This is a genomic window from uncultured Algibacter sp., from assembly GCF_947495675.1.
Taxonomy (GTDB): domain Bacteria; phylum Bacteroidota; class Bacteroidia; order Flavobacteriales; family Flavobacteriaceae; genus Algibacter_B.
Map to the genome: position 1 here is coordinate 81,625 of NZ_CANLZX010000009.1, position 15,100 is coordinate 96,724.

The 15,100-nt window shown below is 31.6% G+C and carries 12 protein-coding genes; 6 read left to right on the top strand and 6 right to left on the bottom strand.

The annotated features are described in order from the left end of the window. Position 1 precedes the first annotated feature (1 nt). A complete protein-coding gene (locus Q0842_RS08020) occupies positions 2–973 on the top strand; it encodes a hypothetical protein (RefSeq protein ID WP_298496548.1) in 972 nt (323 codons plus the stop codon). A gap of 303 nt (positions 974–1,276) precedes the next feature. Here the strand turns inward: Q0842_RS08020 and Q0842_RS08025 are convergent, their stop codons facing one another. Together Q0842_RS08025 and Q0842_RS08030 are read right to left on the bottom strand one after the other, a co-directional pair. Further along, entirely contained in the window at positions 1,277–2,671 is a 1,395-nt protein-coding gene (locus Q0842_RS08025) for a DUF819 family protein (protein WP_298496552.1), read from the bottom strand. 40 nt (positions 2,672–2,711) lie between these two features. Beyond that, on the bottom strand, positions 2,712–3,332 hold the full coding sequence (locus Q0842_RS08030; RefSeq protein ID WP_298496555.1) for an L-threonylcarbamoyladenylate synthase: 621 nt from the start codon (positions 3,330–3,332) through the stop codon (positions 2,712–2,714). 47 nt (positions 3,333–3,379) lie between these two features. Here Q0842_RS08030 and Q0842_RS08035 point away from each other — a divergent pair, with 47 nt between their 5' ends. Continuing rightward, positions 3,380–4,246 (top strand): alpha/beta hydrolase, encoded by an 867-nt coding sequence (locus Q0842_RS08035; RefSeq protein ID WP_298496558.1) that lies wholly within the window; start codon positions 3,380–3,382, stop codon positions 4,244–4,246. On the opposite strand, the gene Q0842_RS08040 is transcribed toward Q0842_RS08035, so the two are convergent. After that, positions 4,243–4,941 (bottom strand): hypothetical protein, encoded by a 699-nt coding sequence (locus Q0842_RS08040; protein WP_298496561.1) that lies wholly within the window; start codon positions 4,939–4,941, stop codon positions 4,243–4,245. The two genes, Q0842_RS08035 and Q0842_RS08040, sit on opposite strands and share 4 nt — an antisense overlap. Positions 4,942–5,273: 332 nt before the next feature. On the opposite strand from Q0842_RS08040, the gene Q0842_RS08045 reads away from it, so the two are divergent. Next, on the top strand, positions 5,274–6,239 hold the full coding sequence (locus tag Q0842_RS08045; protein WP_298496564.1) for a pepsin/retropepsin-like aspartic protease family protein: 966 nt from the start codon (positions 5,274–5,276) through the stop codon (positions 6,237–6,239). Next, positions 6,236–7,204 carry a glycogen-binding domain-containing protein gene (locus Q0842_RS08050; protein WP_298496567.1) on the top strand — a complete coding sequence of 323 codons (969 nt, stop codon included), beginning with the start codon at positions 6,236–6,238 and terminating at the stop codon, positions 7,202–7,204. Before Q0842_RS08045 ends, Q0842_RS08050 begins: the two co-directional genes overlap by 4 nt. Positions 7,205–7,207: 3 nt before the next feature. On the opposite strand, the gene Q0842_RS08055 is transcribed toward Q0842_RS08050, so the two are convergent. Beyond that, the gene (locus Q0842_RS08055) at positions 7,208–9,541 is read right to left on the bottom strand and encodes an ATP-dependent helicase (RefSeq protein ID WP_298496570.1); all 2,334 of its coding nucleotides are present in this window, start codon (positions 9,539–9,541) and stop codon (positions 7,208–7,210) included. Positions 9,542–9,677: 136 nt separating this feature from the next. On the opposite strand from Q0842_RS08055, the gene Q0842_RS08060 reads away from it, so the two are divergent. Both Q0842_RS08060 and Q0842_RS08065 read left to right on the top strand, forming a co-directional pair. Beyond that, on the top strand, positions 9,678–11,234 hold the full coding sequence (locus Q0842_RS08060) for an FMN-binding glutamate synthase family protein (protein WP_298496573.1): 1,557 nt from the start codon (positions 9,678–9,680) through the stop codon (positions 11,232–11,234). A gap of 176 nt (positions 11,235–11,410) precedes the next feature. Next, positions 11,411–11,932, top strand: a complete 522-nt coding sequence (locus Q0842_RS08065; RefSeq protein WP_298496575.1) for a hypothetical protein — start codon at positions 11,411–11,413, stop codon at positions 11,930–11,932. Here Q0842_RS08065 and Q0842_RS08070 read toward each other — a convergent pair. Further along, the gene (locus tag Q0842_RS08070) at positions 11,918–12,844 is read right to left on the bottom strand and encodes a patatin-like phospholipase family protein (protein ID WP_298496577.1); all 927 of its coding nucleotides are present in this window, start codon (positions 12,842–12,844) and stop codon (positions 11,918–11,920) included. The genes Q0842_RS08065 and Q0842_RS08070 overlap by 15 nt on opposite strands. Positions 12,845–13,114: 270 nt before the next feature. Then, entirely contained in the window at positions 13,115–15,061 is a 1,947-nt protein-coding gene (locus Q0842_RS08075; protein WP_298496580.1) for a M1 family metallopeptidase, read from the bottom strand. Positions 15,062–15,100 lie beyond the last annotated feature (39 nt).

The window sequence follows — 15,100 nt, forward strand, 5'->3', positions numbered from 1 at the left end:
TATGTGGAAAGTTACTAACGAAATAAATAAACCAATTTTAAGCAGATATGCAGATATAATTAATAGCATGTTCATGCTGTTTATTGAGTTATCAAAAAGCGGAACAAAAGATGCTGATTTAGAAATTGAGAATTTTTTAGAATCAAAATTCACCGAAGATGCCAATCTGGATAGTCGACTATTAAATATAAATAAGAGCGGAAGCGATAGAATAAAACCCCTAATTAAAGATATAATAAAACTTGACACAAATATTTTAGAGGCTCAATTTGATATATATATAAATCAAAATAATGAGGTAATTAAAAACAACTACAATATATTACCCGAAGTACATCCGAATTGTTTAGTGAAAATATTTAAAGATTATTTTTATGATAAATTTTTCGGAGTAAGTTGGATATGGACAGACCTTGTCGGAAAAGTTTATACAAGAGGTATGTTTAAAACTAACTTTAAGGATGAGAATAAAATTTATGTTTGCCCTTATTGCGATTCAGATACTATATCTAATGAAAGAAATGCTTGGATAGAACATTTTTTACCAAAGAGTAAATTCCCTTTTTTATCTTGTAATTATTCAAATCTTATACCAACTTGTACTTCTTGTAATGTGTCTGGTTCAGGTAAAGGTGAAGACATAAAAAACCCAATAGTAAATCAATATACTACGCAAATTGGCGATCATTTGAAATTTGAATTTGATAAAGGCGAAATTACTATTATCAAAAACTCAAATGATTCAATTGAAAACTTTATAGAACTATTGAAGCTTCGAAAAAGATATTCAGAAAAAGGCGTAAATAATAGCATCCTAACAGTATTAAAAGTTAATTATAATACATTGTTAGGTGCCAAAGATATAGGTGAGTTTGATGAAGATGTTTTTTTTGATTTTATTCATGATACGGGAAGGATTAATGGATACTATTTTGTGCAGAAAAATTTATTCGAATACATTAATGAAATTTAAAAGCCAGCATACAACAACGTATATAAAAAATGCGTCAAATGATTAACAGAATGAAAATACTCACTTTTAATAAACAATAATTAAATCTGAAAAATCCGTCTCTGAAAAGACGCACTTTTCATATACAATACCGTTAAACGAACCTCCTCCAAAAACTCAAACATATTTAAATTAAAAAATAAGTTAACAAACACACCCGCGTTAGGGATTGCAGAGGAAAGCCCACAGCCCGACAAAGGAGGTGCGAGGACTTGTAACGCAAAGCCCGACCCTTGTGGTAACGCCCAAATAACTTTAAAAAAACTAACTAACCCACTTCATCATTAAGGCACAAGCAAACGCTCCATATGTACCTAAAGCATAACCTAAAACAGCCAGCAAAACACCAACTGGCGCTAAAGATGGGTGAAATGCTCCAGCTACAACTGGTGCAGATGCTGCACCGCCAATATTAGCTTTAGAGCCTACTGCCAAAAAGAAATAGGGTGCTTTAATAATTTTTGCAACTGTAAATAGCAATCCTACATGAATAATCATCCAGACAAACCCAATAGCGAATAGACTTATATTTTCTACTATAGCATTTAAATTCATTTTCATACCTATAGAGGCTACTAATATGTATATAAAAACAGTACCTATTTTACTTGCTCCAGCGCCCTCATAGCTTTTAAGCTTGGTAAACGATAAAACGATACCTATGGTGGTTGCTGTTATAATTAACCAGAAAAAGGAACTTCCTAGTCCGAAATCGACCAACAAAGGTGCGTTTTCTTTTATCCAAACACTTAAATTATCGCCTACTAAATGGCCAATGGAAGTCACCCCAAAACCAATACCTAAAAGTATTATTAAATCGTTAAAAGAAGGAATTCTAGCTGTTTCTAAACTAAACTTTTCCATTTTGTTTTTTAACTCTGTAATAGATGAATTATCTGCCTTGAAGTATTTATCTATTTTATCGGATTTTGCAACTCCTAATAATAAAAATGCCATCCAAACTTCGGCAACCAATACATCTACAACCGCCATAATACTAAAAAGGCTATCGCTTACTTCCCATTGTTCTTTCATGGCGAGTTGATTGGCTCCGCCACCAATCCAACTTCCTGCTACAGTTGATAAGCCTTTCCATAACTCTGTGCCCTCTACCTCTATTAAAATATCTGGTGCCACATAATTAAAAAACACAATAGCTAAAGGACCACCAATCATAACACCAATTGTAGCTGTTAAAAACATAATTAATGCTTTAGACCCTAATTTAAAAACACCTTTTAAATCGATACTCATTGTTAAAAGTACTAATGATGCTGGTAACAAAAAGCGCGAAGACACATAATATAATTTACTACCTCCTATAAATTTAGAATACATAGCGGCATCGATATTTTGTGTTGCTATATACGTTTTTAGAGTATGTAAATTGGTAACACCATCTAGATTGCCATAAAGGGATTGTAAATGCGCTATGGTTGCTGTAACGTCTATCCATTTGTCGGCAATTAAACCTACCGAACTTAATACTGATGGAATAAAATAACATAATAGTAGTGCCGGAATAATTTTATAAAACTTTGAAAACCTAGGCAAACTGGAGGTATGAAATATTAAGGCTAGTACCACACAAAGGACTCCAAAAATTATTGTATCGTTTGCAAATAAGGGAATATCACTATTAATTTCTGATATATTCATATATTATTTTGTTCTTAAATCTTATTTAGAATTGGTGATATTAAAAAATCTCTAGACTGCCTTTACCTTCTCTAACCACTACAGGTTCATCTTCAGATAAGTCAATAACAGTTGATGCTTCATTATCGCCATAACCACCATCAATAACCAAATCGACTAAATTATCCCATTTTTCTAAAATTAATTCGGGGTCGGTTGTATATTCTAAAACTTCATCTTCATCACGAATAGAGGTTGATATAATTGGGTTTCCTAACTGTTTTACAATTTCTAAAGCTATATTATTTTTGGGTACACGAATACCAACTGTTTTCTTTTTTTTGAAAGGATTTGGTAACGATTTTGAACCAGGGAGAATAAATGTATAAGGTCCAGGAAGTGCACGTTTTAATATTTTAAAAACCGAAGTGTCTATTTGTTTTACGTAATCGCTTAAATTACTTAAATCGTGACAAATAAAAGAAAAATTAGCCTTTTCCAACTTTACTTCTTTTATTCTTGCTACTTTTTCTAAAGCTTTAATATTTGTAATATCGCAACCTAAACCATAAACTGTATCTGTAGGATAAATAATTAATCCACCTTTTTTTAAAATCTTTACAACTTTATTAATTTCCTTTGGATTAGGATTTTCCTCATAAATTCTTATAAATTCAGCCATAATAATTATATTGTCAACACGTTACTAAGTAAATATATTTCTAATTTATGAAATTTTTAAAGTTTGTTGTATTTAATTTAATAGTATTCATAACTGTTACAAGTTGCTCCAATGATAATGAGGCGATTAAAGAAACCGAAACCTTAACAAATCCTTCTGAATATTACGAGTCTTTAAACATTAGTTATGGAGATGATATAAATCAAGTTTTTGATTTATACTTACCAGCAAACAGAACTACAGATACCAAAACCATTATTTTAGTGCATGGTGGCGGATGGTCTTCTGGTGATAAAAGCGATATGAATAGTTTTAGAGATATTTTACTAAAAGATTTTCCTAATACTGCAATCGCTAATATTAATTATCGTTTAGCGGGAACTGATACTTCGCCTTACCCTATGCAAATTAATGATATAACTAAGGTTGTTAACCATTTAAAAACTAATCAATCTAAATATATTATATCTAATAATTTAGGTTTTATTGGAGTTAGTGCCGGTGCACATTTATCGTTATTATGGAGTTATGCATTTGATACTGAAAATCAAGTTAATATGGTTTGCAGCGTAGTGGGACCTACAAATTTTACAGATCCTGCATATTTAGACGCAAGCCCTTTAGTTAAACCCTTAATAGATTTATTCGGTATAAACCCGGAAGTGTCTTTTCTTGAAGAAGTTAGTCCATACCACCAAGCAAAAACGACCTCGCCACCAACAATATTGTTTTATGGCGGGCAAGATCCTTTAATACCTACTACTCAAGGTACTGCCATGCGAGATAAGCTTACTAGTTTGGGTGTAACACATGAATTCACATTATACCCAGATGCAGGACATGGTTGGGCTGGCATAGAATTAATAGATACTTGGACAAAACTTAAAACGTTTATCCAAAGGCATTTAATTTAACGCATTCTACCACCACCTCCGCCACGGCCACCCATACCACCACCTTGGTTTTGACTTTGACGATTATTAGATGGTTTTTCTGGTTGCATATCTTCTTTAAAGTCTTCTTGATATTTTAACCACTTTTGATACTGTTTTTCATCAAGAATAGACTCCAACTTTTTATTAAGCTTAATTTCTTCTTTATTAACAGCCATTTTAGCAGGTTTAATTTTTTCTTTAGATAGCCGCATAACATTTCTCATAACGTCCCTACTGTCATTATTTTGCATATCATAATCGTCCTGCATGCCGCCGCCTCTTTGCATACCTGAGTTTGATTGTTGTTGCCCTCTATTTGTCATAGCAAATTTCATAATGTTATTCACAAATACATTTAACGTATCAAAATTATCTTTATTTAATAATGCTATTTCTTGAATATTGTTATTGTATTTGTTAATAGCTTTTTTAACATTAAGAATTAATTCTTTTTCTTTTCTCTTAATCTTAATTTTTTTTACAGCTTCATTATCATCATAAGAAAAAATACCTGCAATTTGAGACGCATTAAACTCGGGTCTTTCTTGGCGTTCTTGCATACCTCCGCCTTGCCTCATACCACCTTGTGATGAGCCTCCTTGCATACCACCACCAGGTTGAGCGTTAGTAAAACTTATACTTAATACGAATATTAGTGCAAATATTTTTCTCATAATTTTTATTGTTTTTTAACTAAATATTTAATGTTATTAATATTTAGATTCTAAAATGAAAAAAAACTCTCGGTGAGTTTCTGAATTTAAGAATTATTTAACCTATTACCTCCAACATAGCAAATCGAAGTGATAATTTTTTAACACTACTATGCGCTATAAACTTATTAATCTTAGTATATAAGGCAACCTGTTTACTTCAAATCTAGATACAAGATATTCTTATATTGGTTTAGAATTATTAGACACTTGGGTAACACTTAAAGTTTTCATAAATAATCATCTTTAAAAGAAATATTGTAACAATTCATACTTAAATTAGTCATAGTAGTATGCTAAGACAACTAATCGCCATATTAATTCTTACCATAAATATCAATTTTGCACATGCAACATATGATTTAAAAAACCCTATACTCTTTACTCAAGCAGAAGTTTTAAATGAATACACCACAAGAATTCCTTTCAAATTAGTAGATCATTTAATTGTAGTAAAAGCCGAAATACTAAACGAAACAGGTAATTTTATTATTGATACTGGCTCTGAAACTTTAATTTTAAACAAAGTTCATTTTTCCAATTTATATAGTTATCAAAAAAATAACAAAACAGCTTCGGGAATTATGCATTCGGTAGAGAATTCATATAATAAACATATTAAAGAATTTAAGCTTCAAAATTTTAAATTAGAAAATAAAAACTCAGATGTTATAGATTTATCACATATTGAAAAAAGCAAAAAAATTAAGCTGTTAGGCGTTATTGGTTATAGCATTTTAAAGGATTATGAAATATTTGTTGATATGCACCTTAACCAAATTACACTAACTAAAGTAAATGCTTTAGGTGACAAATTGGATAAGCATGTATATTTGGAAAAAATTGTAGATAGTTTAAATTTTAATTTAAAACATCATACTATTGTTGTAAACGGAACTATTAATAATGTAAAAGTTAGATTAGGAATTGATACTGCCGCAGAATTCAATCAAATTAATAAGAGTATTAGCAAAAAAGCTCTTAAATATTTTATTCCAAAAAAGCGATTAAAATTAACAGGTATTAGCAATAAAAAAATAGAAGTTTTGGCAGGGAAATTGCATCGTGTTAAACTAAGTGAGAAAACCTATTTTGGACCTATGTTTACTGTGTTAACTAATTTAAGTAAAATGAATGAAGCCTTTGGCACTAACTTAGACGGCGTTTTAGGTTATGAATTCTTTGCTCAAAAAAGAACTATTATAAATTACCAAAAAGAAAAGTTATATTTCATAAATTACCCATTAAACCATCAATGAAAAGAATAAAGTTACATATTACATATTTGATTCTTGCATTTGTTAGTCTTAATGCCTTTTCACAAAAAGAAGCATTTAAAGGCTATAAAATAGAAGGTGATAGTGTTGTGTTTTCATTTGATGCTAGAGATTATAAAAAATTTACTCAGGAATATACTGGTCAAATCCATGATTTTCAAGATTTAGATATTGAAAATGTTGTGGTTGCAGGTGAATTTAATATGTGGTCTAGAGACCATTGGGTAATGAAACAAGTTGATACATACAAGTATCAACTTAAAAAAAGTATCTCTGATTTTACTGATGAGTTTTCATGGGAATTTAAATTTGTTATCAATAATTCACTTTGGGCTGAACCTTCAAAAAATGACCCAAATACTGCAAAAGCAACAAAAGACGGAAGCAGCATTAGAGGTATTTATAATTTAAAAATGTTTACCGCATTTCCTAGTGATACTGGAAATGCAAGTTTTAAATTAAAAGGTTTCAAAGATGCTAAAAAAGTGATTCTCGCAGGATCTTTTAATAAATGGGATGAGCATCTTTTTAAAATGAACAAAACGGAAACTGGTTGGGAATTAACATTACAAATGAAACCAGATGTTTATCAATACCGTTTTATAGTTGATGGAAATTGGATGGAAGACCCAGATAACCCCAACAAAACAAGAAATGAATTTAGTGAATTCAATTCCGTAATTAATATAAAAGAATACACCGCATTTAAATTAAGAGGCTATACTGATGCTGAAAAAGTAATTTTAACAGGATCCTTTAACAATTGGAATGAACAAGAATTTATAATGCGCAAAATGGATTATGGTTGGAAATATGTACTCCCGCTATCTGGAGGCAAACACCATTATAAATTTATTGTTGATGGCGAATGGATAACAGACCCCAATAATACCATAAAAGAGCACGATGGAAACGGTCATGTTAATTCGGTTTGTATGGTAAAATAGAGACTACCCTATTACCTCCAACTTAGCGAAACGTAGCAATAACTTTTTAACACCTCCATGCTGAAAATTAATTTCGGCTTTTATATCTGCACCTGCTCCTTCAATTTTCATGACTTCTCCTGTTCCAAAACGTATGTGTTTTACAATATTCCCAACAGCTAATTTACTGTCAAACAAATTGGTGTTTCCATTCGTTTTTGCAACTGGCTTTAAATTTTTAGGCGTGGTTACTTGAAACTTTTCTGGTTCTTTTTTGGCTACATTGCCTTTTTTAAATACCGGCTTTTTTGCAGGCTTATATCTTATTTTATTAGGCTCTACATCTCCAAAAATATTAGCATCTAACATGGGGTTAAATCTGCGTTCTTCAATAGGTGTTACAATATCTAAATATTGCTCATCAATTTCTTCTATAAAACGGCTAGGCTCAGAATCTACTAATTTTCCCCATCGGTATCTAGATAAAGCATAGGTTAAATACGCTTGTTTTTCTGCACGAGTTAAAGCTACATAAAACAAACGTCGCTCCTCCTCTAACTCACTTCGTGTATTCATACTCATAGCACTTGGAAACAAATCTTCTTCAAGTCCAACTACAAATACCGTTGGGAACTCTAGTCCTTTAGCTAAATGTATAGTCATTAACGCGACATGATCTGAGTCTCCTTTGTCGGCGTCTAAATCGGTTGCCAAAGCAACATCTTCTAAAAACTCAGCAAGATTACCTGTGGTGTCTGCAATTTCTTTTTGCCCCTCAACAAAATCTTTCATACCATTTAAAAGCTCTTCAATATTTTCCATTTTAGCAACACCTTCTGGTGTGCCATCTTTATTGAATTCTTTTATAAGTCCTGTTGTTCTTGTTACATGCTCTGCTAATTCAAAAACATCTGCTGTTTGATTCATTACTTGAAAACTTTCAATTAATGTTACAAAGTTTTGAAGTTTCGTTTTGGTTCCAGAATTTATTTTAACATCGGTTTTATCGATGTTTTTCATCACCTCAAAAATGGTTCGTCCATAACCATTTGCTGAGACTATTAGCTTATCGACTGTGGTTTGCCCAATACCTCGCGGTGGGAAATTAATCACACGTTTTAAAGCTTCCTCGTCTGCAGGATTTATAATTATTCGCAAATAAGACAATACGTCTTTAATCTCCTTTCGTTGATAAAAAGACAAACCGCCATAAATTCGATAAGGTATATCTCGTTTTCTAAGCGCATCTTCAATAGAACGTGACTGAGCATTTGTTCTATATAATATTGCAAAATCGCTATTCATTAATTGATCTTGCATTTTGTTTTCCCAAATGGTACTTGCTACATATCGGCCTTCATCACCATCGGTTAACGACCGGTTTACTTTTATTTTTGGTCCTTCATCATTAGCAGTCCAAACTATTTTATCAAGCTTGGTTTGATTTTTATCAATAATTGAATTTGCTGCATTTACAATGTTTTTAGTTGAACGGTAATTTTGTTCTAATCTAAAAACTTTTACATCGTCATAATCTTTCTGAAAATTAAGAATATTATTAATATTTGCTCCACGGAAAGCATAGATACTCTGTGCATCATCGCCAACCACACAAATATTCTGAAACTTATCAGACAAGGCCCTAACTATTAAATATTGCGAGTGGTTTGTATCTTGGTACTCATCTACTAAAATGTATTTAAATCTATTTTGATATTTAGCTAAAACCTCAGGAAAACGTGTAAGTAATTCATTGGTTTTCAATAACAAATCATCAAAATCCATAGCGCCAGCTTTAAAACAACGCTCTACATATTCCTTATAAATCTCACCCATTCTTGGTCGACGTGCCATAGCATCGGCTTCTTTAAGTTCGGGGTTTTGAAAATATGCACGTACTGTAATCAAACTATTTTTGTACGAAGAAATTCTAGAACGTACCTGCTTGTACTTATATATATCTTTATCAAGATTCATTTCTTTAATGATAGATGCAATTAATCTATCAGAATCTTGAGTATCATAAATAGTAAAATTACTTGGGTACCCTAATCTATCTGCTTCAATACGTAAAATTTTAGCAAATACAGAGTGAAAGGTTCCCATCCATAAATTCTTAGCTTCACTTGCACCTACAATACTTGCAATACGCTCTTTCATTTCGCGAGCCGCTTTATTTGTAAATGTTAGCGATAAGATATTAAAAGGATCAATCCCTTTACTCATCATATAAGCTATACGATATGTTAATACTCTTGTTTTACCAGAACCAGCGCCAGCAATAACTATCATAGGGCCATCAACTTGAATTGTTGGCTCTAATTGTGCATCATTTAACTGGCTTAAATACTTTTCCAAATCATCATCAATTTTATCACGTGAAAATAACTAATGTTATGCTTTTTTCGCTTCTGAATTATTAATAATTATAAACAATTAAAAGATATTTCTGCATTCATGAATTTTGAATATATTTAGACTTTATAAAAACGATATGAATTCAATATTAGAAATATTAATAAGCATTACTTGGTGGGGATGGATTTTAATTGCTTTAGCTTTTGTTGCTATACGCGATATCTTTGTGCAAAAATCTCATACCATTAGCCATAATTTCCCTATTGTAGGACATTTGCGTTATTGGCTTGAAAGTATTGGACCAGAAATGCGCCAATATTTTGTAGCAAACAATAGAGAAGAATTACCGTTTAATAGAATTGAACGTGGGTGGATTTATGCATCTGCAAAAAAGGAGAATAATTACGAAGGTTTTGGTACAGATAGAGATATTTATGAGCATCAGCATATTTTTATTAATAATGCTATGATGCCCTTTAAGCTACCAGAAAACCATCCTAATAAAATTGATAAAACTTTTTTGCCATGTGCCAAAGTTATGGGCGAATTTAATAAACGAAAAAGGCCGTATCGTCCAGCTTCTATAATAAATGTATCTGCTATGAGTTTTGGTTCGCTTTCTGCAAAAGCAGTAGAATCATTAAACAAAGGGGTAAAAATAGCTGATGCTTACCATAATACGGGCGAAGGTGGTTTATCACCATATCACAGCAATGGTGGAGATGTGGTGTTTCATTTTGGAACTGGTTATTTTGGTGTTCGTGCAGAAGATGGTGGCTTTTCTATGGAAAAAATGGTGGAACTTGTAAACAAAAATCCATTTATACGCGCTATAGAAGTGAAATTATCACAAGGTGCTAAACCAGGAAAAGGAGGCGTATTACCAGGAGCAAAAATAACTAAAGAAATAGCCAGCATTAGAGGTGTTGAAGTTGGTAAAGATGTACTTTCACCTCCTAACCATAAAGCTTTTTCGAACGTACCCGAAATGGTAGATTTTATTGAAAAAATTGCTGAAGCTACAGGTTTACCAGTTGGCATTAAAGCCGCAATTGGTAAATTAGAACAATGGGAAGAGTTAGCAAACATCATGAAAAAAACAGGTAAAGGTCCCGATTTTATAACTGTTGATGGCGGTGAAGGCGGTACAGGAGCTGCTCCACCAAGTTTTGCAGATCATGTTTCATTACCCTGGGTGTATGGTTTTAGTGATTTATACAAATTATTTAAAGATAAAGATTTATCTGAGCGCATTGTATTTATAGGAAGTGGCAAACTTGGCTTTCCTGCGAAAGCAGCTATGGCCTTTGCCATGGGGGCAGATTGCATTAATGTTGCCCGAGAAGCTATGATGAGTATTGGCTGTATACAAGCTCAAATATGTCATACTAACCGTTGTCCTGCTGGAATTGCTACACAAAAAAAATGGACTCAAAATGGTATTAATGTGCCATTAAAATCTGAACGTTTAGCCCAATATTTTAAAACATTTAGAAAAGAACTTATTGAAATTACACATGCGGCAGGATACGAACACCCATGCGAATTTAAAATGAGTGATATTGAAATAAATGTTGACGACCACAACCTTTCAAAAGAACTTAACCGAACATATATGTATGAGAAAACAACTGTGCCATTTAAAGGCGTTCAACATTTAAAAGACTGTATGCATTTAGGAGGCTCAAAGTAAAATAATATAGTTAATTAGCTTTTTTTACCCTCAAACTAAGGTGCAGGCTACCCTCAAATAACCTATTTAAGCCCAAGCAGCTTTTCAATGTAAATGTTATTAGCCAATCTAACTCAATAAATAATTTTTGTACAATAAACACAAACAACTTATGTTTGTAATTAAATTATCTTTTTATGGAAATTAGCCGAATTATAGATCTTTTTTTATTTGCAATACCTTCTCTTATTGTTGGATTAATAGCGTATCACTTTTTTAAAGAACACACCAAAAACGAAGATGGACGTAGACGCTTTTTATTAAAAAAAGACATGCAAGTAAATGCTATGCCATTACGCTTGCAAGCCTATGAGCGCATGGCTCTTTTCTTAGAACGTGTTTCACCATCAAAACTACTTATTAGAGTGTCGCCAACATCATCAAATAAAGAAGATTACGAGTCTTTACTTATACAAAGTATTGAACAGGAATTTGAGCATAATTTATCGCAGCAAATATACATTAGTGACAAATGTTGGAGCATTGTTACTACAGCTAAAAATGCAACTATTCAACTTATAAGAAAAGCAAGTATGCTTGAAAAAACAGACACCGCAAATAAGCTAAGAGAAGTTGTTTTAACAGAAATGATGGAACGCCGTTCACCAAGTGATGCTGCGCTTTCTTTTATTAAAGAAGAAGTATCAGAGCTGTGGTAAATCTTTTTCACGCAACTCGTTAGATCGTGCTTTCTCGCACTTTTGTTTTGCATAATAATACCCTTGTTGCCACCAAACTGTCATTAATTTTTTGTTAAACACCAAAGAGTTTTCTGTAAGTTTTGCCGGTGTATAATATAAATTTAGTTTTACGTCTTTATTTTTTGCAGCTAACTTCCCAATCAAAATATCGCTTCGTTCTACTTGATCTAAAAGATGCCCAAACAAATTAAGCATTAAAGAAAAAGGGTTTTTACCAAGCACTTTATTGTATTGCATACTTTCAGACTCTAAAATAATGGCGTCAATTTCCGTTGCACCACGCAAAATAGCTTCTCGAATAGGTACAACACAGCCAAAAGCACCATCGGCATATTCAAATCCATCCTTTTTAACTAAAGACATAAATGGTATATAATTACAAGAAACCCATATCCAGTCACAAAATTCATCATAACTAAAATCCTTTATAGACTTATATTCAACAATGTTTTTAGACAAATTAGAAACCGTAACAACTACATCATCTTTCGTGTCTCTTACCTCTAAATACTCTTCGTAAGTAAAATGCTTTTTTAGGTATCGGCGTAATGCTTTACTCTCCCCAAATGTTCTCTTCCGTTTTATAAACTGCCATAATGAGTTTAAAAAATCTATTGTAACATATTCCCTATCTCCTTTTTTTCGGACAACAAAAGGATTCACACTAAATATATTGTTTTGATTAACATTAGTAAACACTTTGTGTATTTTATCAATCTTACCAGCAGCTAAATGCGGAATTAACAAACTACCTGTAGACGTACCTAAATACATATGATAATCCCTACCTTCTTCCTTTATTAAATACTCTGCAACTCCACCAGCATATGCCCCTTTGCTTCCTCCTCCAGAAATTACTAATGCTTTCATAAATTAATTTTCTATCTAACTAAATTCTTGATTTTAAATTTAATAAAATTATAATCGTATTGCCTTTGTTTTGTCAATTTATCTTTAATTAAACACTTTAAATTTTAATTTTCTCAAAATATTACTTCCTCTAATCATATTTATCTAAACATTAAATATAATTAATTAGCTTATTTTAAATAACGTGTAATATAAAAATTTAAATACACCTATTACAACCTCCATAATTAAATCATATCCTAACAAAACTATGCTTATTATCAATTTAGTCTAGTCTAATAGTGACTTTGCAAACTTCTTAAATCGCCAGTTATGGTGCTTCGTAGCTTGTTTTAAATTCTCTTTACAAGTATCATTACAAGCTTGTATTAAGGTTAAGTATTGAAACGCATTTTGACGTGCCTCAAAACCAAATTTAGGACTTGTATAGTTAGTTAACTCTTCAAAATATTGCGTTTTATTATCTGTGTTATAATCATCTGTAATTAACACTAATGCTAACCAAAGCATTCTAACATTTTTATCACCAAACCCTTGAATTCCTTTTGTTTTATCTAAATATTTATGACGTTCTTGCGGAAAGTTTTTCCATAAATTAAATAAAGCTGTTTCTATAGTCACATAAGAGGCGTCATCAAGAAGCGATTCGTATGTTGTTTTTAATTCTGACGGGATTTTAGAAACGTTTCTAGCAATAGCTTGTCGCACTTTTAAACTATTTTTAAAATCTTCCTTTTTTAAATGATTAGGAATTTGAGAAACCACTTTAATTTTTGCTTCATCTGATACTCCCGATCCTAAATAATCACTACATTTTGAGGTATAAACTTCGCAATCAACCATTAAATACTCTTGAATAAATGTTGATTTTTTCAAACTCACTAAAGCATCATCATAATTAAAAACCTTATTATTAAGCCATAATTCTACAAATTCACTCAAATCTAACCCACTCGCCTTTTCAATTTCAGCAATAAAATTTTGAGTTTCAACATTTTTAAATTCATACTTTATTAAATAAGATTTTACTGCCTTTTTAAAAGCCTTATCCCCTACTAGTTCTCGAAGTAAATGTAAAACCCATGCACCTTTTTTATAAAATGTTGTACTACTAGATTTAGGGTTTAGTAACGATGTACCTCCGCCAGCCATATCTTGTTCTAATAACTCTTGAGCATATTCATATAATCTCCAATAGTAATAATCGTCTCCAAATATATCACGTTCGGCTAAAAGCGCATAGTAAGTTGCAAAACCTTCTTGCAACCAATGGTGCGTCCCCGAAGTTTCGGTTACTAAATCACCAAACCATTGGTGTGCTAATTCATGTGCATTTACATTTACATAGTTTTTATCTGCAAACGCAACAGAATCTATCACAAAACTATCGGCAAAAATAGTTGTACTTGTATTTTCCATACCTGCGTATAAAAAGTCTTTAACAGGTACTTGTTTGTAGTTTTGCCAAGGATATGACACTCCAATTTCTTCTTCAAGAAAATCGAACATCTGCTTTGAATAACGATACGTTGGTTCAACTTTTAGTGAATCTTCAGGATAATAATACATTTCTAAAGAAATTCCACTTTTTGAATATTCTACCTTTTTATCATACTTACCAATAACCAAAGCTACCAAATAGCTAGCCATAGGTTTTTGCATATCAAATTCCCATAAATTATAAGTTGGCGTTTCTCTTTTAGAAATCATTTTTCCGTTAGAAATAACTTGATAGCCTTTTGGAGCTACACAACTTATATCAAACTCAATTTTATCATTCATATCATCAATAGATGGCAACCAATGGCTTGTGTACTTTCCTTGACCTTGAGTCCAAATTTGATTACGAGAATCATTATCCCAACCTATAAAATACATGGCTTGCTTAGGTGAAGCAAAAAAGAGAAAACTAAGTTTATAAGATGTTAAAGCTTTAAATTTATTATAAATAATTAGTTTTTTGCCATCATTTTTATATTCAACAGAAGTTTCATTTAATGCAACATTTAAAAACTTCATATTAACAGCATCCAAATAAACAGAATCTGTTTTTTTAAGAATATTGAATTTAATTTCATATGAATTAAAAACCGTACTATCTACTTTCATTTGATTGAAAGACAACACACTTTTTACTTCTTTAAAATCAACATAATCTGTTTGTTGTGCCAACAGAAGATTTGCACAAAAACATAAAAATATAAAGAATCGATTCATGATTTTAAATATAACAAAGATTACTCCAAATGAGATAAT